Below are 6,777 nucleotides of genomic sequence, written 5' to 3'. Positions count from 1 at the left end.
CTCCGCCTGGCCGCCCATCTGCTGACGCCCGCCGATCGATGACGAAGACCGTTCCCCAGCGCCGGTCCGGACGGCCGGGGCGACAGCCGCCACCCCGGCGCGTGAGCCTAGTGGCACTTGGCCATGGGCATATCGACGATAGAGGCGTAATGCCCGTTTCTCGTGCGCACCGTCACGCACTGCGAGCCGTTGCTCCACTTATTGCCGGCTACAAAGTTATAGCCGCGGCTTTGCAGCTCGGTCTCGCCGCCGGCGGCCCTGGCGCCGACCAGGTCCTTGAGCCCCGCGGCCCCCGAGCCCCCGCGTGCCGATTGGCTTGCGCCCGATTGCCCACCGCCGCCGCAGTCGAGCATAGTTACGTCGACGATGGATTTGTAGTGCCCGTTCGTGGTGCGCACCGTGACGCAATGCGAGCCCTTCTTCCAATTCGTATAGGCGCTGTCTCCCCCCTTTGCTGCCGGACGCGTAGGTGTAACCGCGGCTTTGCAGTTCGGACTCGCCGCCGGCTGCGCGCGCTCCGACCAGGTCCTGAAGGTCCTTCGCGCCGCCCGCACCCGAGCCGGTCTGACTCGTGCCGCTGTGCTTGCCCGCCGCGTTGATGGCGATTGCGCCGGCCGCCACGGTGGCCGTGCCGATGGCGATCTTCTCGGCCGTGCTCAACCCCTTGGGCTTGGGACCGCTGTACTCGGCGGCGGTCACGTGGCGGTCCTTGACCTCACAGGTCCAGGGGTGCCTATCCCCGTCGACCTTGGTCTGACCCTGCACCTTGAAATGCAGCGCCCCGTCGTTGAGGCGCTGCACCGTGGCATCGCGCAGGTCGGTGAGCTTGTATTCGCTGCGGATGCGGCTCTCGCAATCGCGGATCGCGTCATTTCCGTCGTAGGAGGCGAATGCCGCGCCAGGCAGCGCCAGAGTCAGCAGCCCGATGATCGGGACAGAAAGGGACTTGGTCTGATGCATACACAACTTTTGGTCTGAGATCAAGGGATTGGGGTTAGGGCCTGGCGCTGGCGGTTCGCCGGCCTGGGTGGGGAGAGGGCCGCGGTCTGGGCGGGCAAGACCGCGGACTCTTCGCCGGTCCATGTTAGAGCCAGCAGAGGCTGGACGAAATCGGGACTTGTCAGTAAGGAGTTTCCTGACCGGGGCGCGCCCCTGATGCGGCGACCGGCCTGCTGCGTGGCTTGCTGCAATCGCCTTCGTTTGTAATGATGCCAGTCCCGCAAAGAACCCGAGACCGCCCGGTCGGAGCCCCCGTGGTCGCCGCCAAGTGCACGCCGTTACTCGCCATTGCACTGCTGTGGCTGCTGGTGCTGGGCGCGCCGTGCCCCGCTGACACCGGCGCGTCGACGGACCTGCTGAGCGCGCCCGAACGGTCGTGGCTCGCCGCCCATCCGCGCATCGTGCTGGGGGTCGGTGCTGACTGGGCGCCCTGGGTGATCCCGGCCGGCAACGGTCAGATCACCGGCTACGCCGCGGATCACCTGCAACTCCTGGAGACCAAGCTCGGCATCCAGATCGCGCTTCACGCCGGGCCCTGGCATGACATGGTGCAGGAGGCCGAGGCTGGCCGTCTCGATGGGCTGACCTTGGCGGCAGCGCTCCCGGAGCGCCGGGACCACTTCAATTTCACCGCGGACTTCCACACCGCCCAGGTCTTCGTCTACCTCCGCGAAGGCGACCCGCTGCCGGCGCCGGGGCTCGCCGGCCTGGCGGGCCGGCGCGTCGGCTACCTGAGCGAGGTACTGCGCGAGCGCAAGCTGTTGGCCACGCAGCCGTCCATCAAGGCCGTTCCCTTCCCCAGTCAGGCGGCGCTGGCCCAGGCCCTGTTGACCGGGACTGTGGATGCAGCCATCGGCTCCTATGGCCTGGAGTACTGGCGGGCGAGCAACGGGGTGCTCGGCTTTGCCCCCAGCCGGATGCTGGCGGAGGGGCCGGCGCGCCTGGGGATCTCCATCCGCAAGGACTGGCCGGAACTGGTCGGCATCCTCAACAAGGGTCTCGCGGCGATCACCGAGGCGGAGTCGGCCGCCCTGAATCGGCGCTGGTTTGGGCGTATGGACGCCCTGCGGGCGGACCCGTCCCGGCTGGAGCTGACCCGCGAGGAGCAGGCCTGGATCGCCGCCCATCCGGTGGTCCGGGTCGGCCTGGACCCGCGCTGGGCGCCGGTCGAGTTCCTCGACGAGCAGCTTAAGCCCCAGGGCATCTCGGTGGCCTACCTCGGCGAGATGGCACTGGATCTCGGGCTGCGCTTCGAGTTCGTGCCGACCGCGTCCTGGTCGCAGACCCTCCAGCAGTTCGACCAGGGTCGGTTGGACCTCTTGCCGGCGACCGCGGTGACCCCCGCGCGCCGGCAGCGCTTTGAGCTGACCGAGCCCTATCTGGCCTTCCCCGCGGCGATCTTCTCGGCGGCGGACGTCGCCTATCTGGGCGGCATCGAGGCGCTCCACGGCCAGGTCGTCGCGGTCGTCGATGCAGAGTCGGTGCACGAGTGGCTGCGCGAGCAGCATCCGGACATTCGGTTGCTGCCCGTGCCGGACACGCCCGCGGCCTTGCGGGCAGTCACAAGCGGGGAGGCCTTCGCCTTCGTCGGCAATCTCGCGACCACCAGCTACTACATCGGCGCCTCCGGCCTCACCGAGGTCAAGGTCCTCGGGGAGACCCCGTTCGTGTACCGCCTGGGCATGGCGGTGCATCGCGACGCGCCGGTGCTGCGGGCGATCCTGCAAAAGGGCCTGGACGCGCTCCCGCGCCACGACCGCGATGCGATCTACCACAACTGGGTCTCCATCCGTTACCGCCACGAGACGGACCTGGGGCTCCTGTGGCGCGTGCTCGCAGCCGCGGCCCTGCTCACCGCCCTGATCGGCTGGTGGGCGCTGCGCCTGTCGCGCGAGGTGGCGCGGCGGCGCCGGGCCGAGGTGGCGCTGGTGGCGGCCAAGGAGGCCGCCGAAGCGGCCAATCGGGCCAAGGGGACTTTCCTCACCAGCATCAGCCACGAACTGCGCACCCCCTTGAACCTGGTCCTGGGCTTTGCCGCCCTGCTGCACGATCTGCCCAACGGCGAGCGCGAGCGCGGCTGGATCGCGTCGATCGGCGCCGCGGGCAAGGCCCTGGCGCACCAGATCGACGATCTGCTCGACCTGGCCCGCGGCGAGGCCGGAGCGCTGCGGATCAGGCTCGGCCCGGTGGACCTGCACGGGCTCCTCGGGGAGGTGGCCGCGATGTTCAGCCAGCGGGCGGCGAACCAGGGGCTGGCGCTGCGGGCGCAGATCGACCCGCCGCTCCCCACCGCCCTGCGTCTCGACGCGGCCCGGGTGCGCCAGGTGCTGGTGAATCTGGTCGGCAACGCGGTCAAGTTCACCCCGACCGGCGCCATCGAGATCAGCGCGTCGGTGGCACCGCTGGCCGACGTGGGAGCGCGGCTGCGCATCGCCGTCACGGACTCGGGCCCCGGCATTGCGCCGGCCGAGCGGGAGCGGATCTTCGAGCCCTTCACCCAGGGCGCCGCGGCGCGGCTGGCCGAGGGCGCCGAGGGGGCCGGCGGTGCGGGCCTGGGCCTCGCCATCAGCCGGCGCCTGGCGCTCGCCATGGGCGGCGACCTCCGGGTGGAGGGCGCGCCGGGCGGCGGCAGCACCTTCGCTCTCGAGCTGCCGGCCGAGGCGGTGGCCATGGAGCGCGCGCCGCCCCCGGCCGAGCTGCCCGCGGCACCGGGATCGGCACCGGGCCCGGCCCCCGCCCGCATCCTGATCGTCGACGACAGCGCCCCCACCCGCGCCCTGCTCAAGGAGATCCTGGGCGGTCTGCCCGGCGAGCCGCTGGAGGCCGGCGACGGCGCGCAGGCCCTGGCCCTCGCCACCACCCGCCCGCCGGACCTGATCCTGCTCGACATCGGGCTGCCCGGGATGGACGGCATCGCCACCTGCCGCGCCTTGAAAGGTCAGCCCGCCACCCGCGCCATACCGGTCGTCTTCCTCACCGGGCGCGATGACGAACCCGGCATCCTCGAGGCCTTCCAGGCCGGCGGCGCGGACTATGTAGTCAAACCCTTCGAGCCGCGCATCCTGTTGGCCCGGGTCCGCACCCACCTCGCCCTGGCCACCCTGTCGCGCGGCCTGGAGCGTAGCCTGGGCGAGCGCACCCAGGCGCTGACGGACGCCAATGCGCGGCTGCGCCGCCTGGCCCTGGACCTGTCGCTGCTCAAGGAGGCGGAACGCGCCCAGTTGGCCAGCGAGTTGCACGACAGCCCCATGCAGAAGCTCGCCCTGGCGCAACTGCAGCTCGGCTCCGCCTCCCGCGGTTGCGACCGCGAGGCGAGCCAGGCCCTGCTGGCGGGCATCGAGCTGCTGCGCGAGGGGATCGCCGAGCTGCGCACGCTGCAGTTCGACCTGAGCCCGCCGGTGCTGGAGCAGAAGGGGCTGCCCGCCGCCCTGGAGTGGCTGGCCGCGAGCACCCAGGCGCGCTGGGGCATCCCCATGACCTACACCCTGGCGGGCCCCCCGCCCACGCTGGGCCGCGAGCTGTCGGTGATCCTGTTCCAGTCCGCCCGGGAGCTGGTCTACAACCTCATCAAGCATGCCCAGGCCCGCCGCGGGGCCATCGGGCTCACGACCGACCCCGCGGGGCTCAGGCTGAGTGTCGAGGACGACGGGGTGGGTTTCGCTCTGGATTTCACCGGGGGTTGCGTCGGGGGTTTCGCCACGGGTTCTACGGGGCGGGTGCCGGGGGCCGAGGCGACGGCGGACCCCGGTCAGGGTGGGCGCTTCGGACTCTACAGCGTGCGCGAGCGCATCGCCTTGCTCGGAGGCCGCCTCGACATCGCGGCGCTTGCCCCGGGCAGCCGCGTGACCATCTGCCTGCCGCGGGGAGCGCTGCCCGTGTAAGCTAGTGCGGCAGGCCGCAAATTCCGCGACCGCTTCCGGCGATTTTCGTTGTCGTTGTCGTAATCGAGCGGCGCGGGTGGCGACACTGGACTGAGGCTCTTTCAGCGTCTTTTCTTTGCCTTTACATCAGGCGCAAGATGTACTTAGCATAGTTCCGAAGCATCCGCTAATTCCCTCCCCGGAGCCCGCTCATGAACGCCGTCGATCTGATCGCCCATGAAGCGACCGAACTGCCCGAAGCCCTGCAGGCCGAGGTCCTGGACTTCATCGGCTATCTCAGAACGCGCCACCCCCAGGCCCCCGCGGCTACCGCCAGCGACGCCAGGTTGGCCGACTTGATGGCCTTTTTCGCGCCCTACCGAAAGGACTTTGGCTGCTTCGTCTTCGATCGGGACGAAGCCAATGCCCGGTAGCTTCATCGACTCCAATGTCGTCCTCGTCGCACAGCGTTTCGGCTTCTCGTACTACGACAGCCTGATCGTCGCCGCAGCCCAGGAAGCCGGCTGCGATACCGTCTATTCCGAGGACTTGCAGCACGGACAGGTCGTCGGCCCCGGGTTGACCGTCGTCAACCCGTTTCTCGCACCCGTCGATCTATGAGCCACCTGATCGGTCGGCAGGGTGCGGGCCGCCGATCTGTCCGCCGTGAACCGCTGCCGAGCCAGGTAATTCCGGGGACAGGGAATTCCGGGGACAGTTTACTCAATTCGGTCGGCGTGGCCAGCGGAGAGATAAGTAAACTGTCCCCGGAACTCGCTATAATGTACGGACTTCCCGTCCAATTCACCCCGGGCTTCGCCATGATCGAAACCACCTACAGCCAGGCGCGCGAGCAACTGAAGACGCTGATGGATCGCGCGGTCAACGACCGCGAGGTGATTGTGGTCCGACGCCGCAGCGGCGCTGCCGTCGCCATCATCGCGGCCGACGAGTTGGAGAGCCTAACGGAGACGGCGCACCTGCTGCGCTCGCCGAGGAATGCCGAGCGCCTGCTCGCCGCGCTGGCCAGTGCCCGCCAGGGCGCAGGCGAGTCCATGTCGGTCGAGGCGCTCGCCCAAGCGGTGGGACTTGAAGATTGAGCCGCCGCGGCTCGCCGTCTTTCAGCCGGGTTTCATCGAGGACTTGCAATACTGGGTCGCCACAGACCGCCGCACGGCAAAGCGCCTGCTTGATCTGGTGCAGGCCGTGTTACGAGAGCCCTTCGCGGGCATCGGCAAACCGGAGCCGCTGAAATATCTGGGCGGGGATGTCTGGTCGCGCCGCATCACCGCGGAGCACCGCTGCGTCTACCTGGTCAAGCATGACCGCGTCGAGTTTCTTCAAGGGCGATTCCACTACTGACGGCCTGGGAGCGGCGAGTTGAGTGATAAAGGGCCTAGCTCTATTAAATTCAGGCTGAAACAAACTCGCCTGCGTCCGGTGGATTGAATTGAGCCAGGCCCCTTTTTGTGCCCCTTGTTGCCTGCTTTTTTCCGATTGCGCATGCGCGTTTGCGGTTCATCCGGGAGGAAGTCCGGAGTAATCGTCGTACGTCCCCGATTTTCGCGATTCGGAAATGCCCTTCACCATGGCCGGATCAGCGAAGACGGGAAATGGAAGGGACTCCGGGTCAGTGTCTCAGCGACGCGCGATGGTCGCGAGTTACGGTCGCTTATCGCTGTCCGCTCCCGCTTTACCACCAGTTAAGTAAACGGAGAGTAAGCCGAGTCCTTACGGTCGCGTAGGCTGAAGTTTGTATTCTCTGTTTGCCGCCTGGTTTCCCGGCGGTGCCACGCTATCTCAGCCATACGACAGTTCGCTCTCGACTCCTCGCAGAACCGGACTTGGAGTGTTACACCATCCGGCTCCCAGTTTGAGTCTTCCACCATGGAATAGGGTAAAGGTCATGGACGATGCG

General features: G+C 68.4%; 6 protein-coding genes. 5 read left to right on the top strand and 1 reads right to left on the bottom strand.

Translation table 11 applies throughout. The annotated features are described in order from the left end of the window. Positions 1 to 216: 216 nt before the first annotated feature. The gene (locus QZY44_RS08530; RefSeq protein WP_295445029.1) at positions 217 to 960 is read right to left on the bottom strand and encodes a hypothetical protein; all 744 of its coding nucleotides are present in this window, start codon (positions 958 to 960) and stop codon (positions 217 to 219) included. Positions 961 to 1,253: 293 nt separating this feature from the next. Between QZY44_RS08530 and QZY44_RS08525 the strand changes: the two genes are divergently transcribed. The 5 genes from QZY44_RS08525 to QZY44_RS08505 all read left to right on the top strand — a co-directional run bounded on the left by QZY44_RS08525 (position 1,254) and on the right by QZY44_RS08505 (position 6,221). Then, complete coding sequence (locus QZY44_RS08525) at positions 1,254 to 4,880, top strand: transporter substrate-binding domain-containing protein (protein WP_295445026.1); 3,627 nt, start codon at positions 1,254 to 1,256, stop codon at positions 4,878 to 4,880. A gap of 191 nt (positions 4,881 to 5,071) precedes the next feature. Then, positions 5,072 to 5,293 (top strand): hypothetical protein, encoded by a 222-nt coding sequence (locus QZY44_RS08520; protein ID WP_295445023.1) that lies wholly within the window; start codon positions 5,072 to 5,074, stop codon positions 5,291 to 5,293. Then, complete coding sequence (locus tag QZY44_RS08515; RefSeq protein WP_295445020.1) at positions 5,283 to 5,480, top strand: hypothetical protein; 198 nt, start codon at positions 5,283 to 5,285, stop codon at positions 5,478 to 5,480. Before QZY44_RS08520 ends, QZY44_RS08515 begins: the two co-directional genes overlap by 11 nt. 200 nt (positions 5,481 to 5,680) lie before the next feature. Then, complete coding sequence (locus QZY44_RS08510; RefSeq protein WP_295445017.1) at positions 5,681 to 5,959, top strand: type II toxin-antitoxin system prevent-host-death family antitoxin; 279 nt, start codon at positions 5,681 to 5,683, stop codon at positions 5,957 to 5,959. Next, positions 5,949 to 6,221 (top strand): Txe/YoeB family addiction module toxin, encoded by a 273-nt coding sequence (locus QZY44_RS08505; RefSeq protein WP_295445014.1) that lies wholly within the window; start codon positions 5,949 to 5,951, stop codon positions 6,219 to 6,221. The genes QZY44_RS08510 and QZY44_RS08505 overlap by 11 nt, the downstream gene beginning before the upstream one ends. Positions 6,222 to 6,777 lie beyond the last annotated feature (556 nt).

The sequence above is a fragment of the uncultured Thiodictyon sp. genome, assembly GCA_903837595.1.
Lineage (GTDB): Bacteria > Pseudomonadota > Gammaproteobacteria > Chromatiales > Chromatiaceae > Thiodictyon.
The sequence above is the reverse complement of the archived record's forward strand: the minus strand, read 5'-3'. Positions and strand labels throughout refer to the sequence as shown.

Excerpts from the sequence above, each read along its gene's own strand:
- QZY44_RS08515 (WP_295445020.1), top strand. The coding sequence starts at position 5,283 with ATGCCCGGTAGCTTCATCGACTCCAATGTCGTCCTCGTCGCACAGCGT.
- QZY44_RS08530 (WP_295445029.1), bottom strand. The coding sequence starts at position 960 with ATGCATCAGACCAAGTCCCTTTCTGTCCCGATCATCGGGCTGCTGACT.
- QZY44_RS08510 (WP_295445017.1), top strand. The coding sequence starts at position 5,681 with ATGATCGAAACCACCTACAGCCAGGCGCGCGAGCAACTGAAGACGCTG.
- QZY44_RS08520 (WP_295445023.1), top strand. The coding sequence starts at position 5,072 with ATGAACGCCGTCGATCTGATCGCCCATGAAGCGACCGAACTGCCCGAA.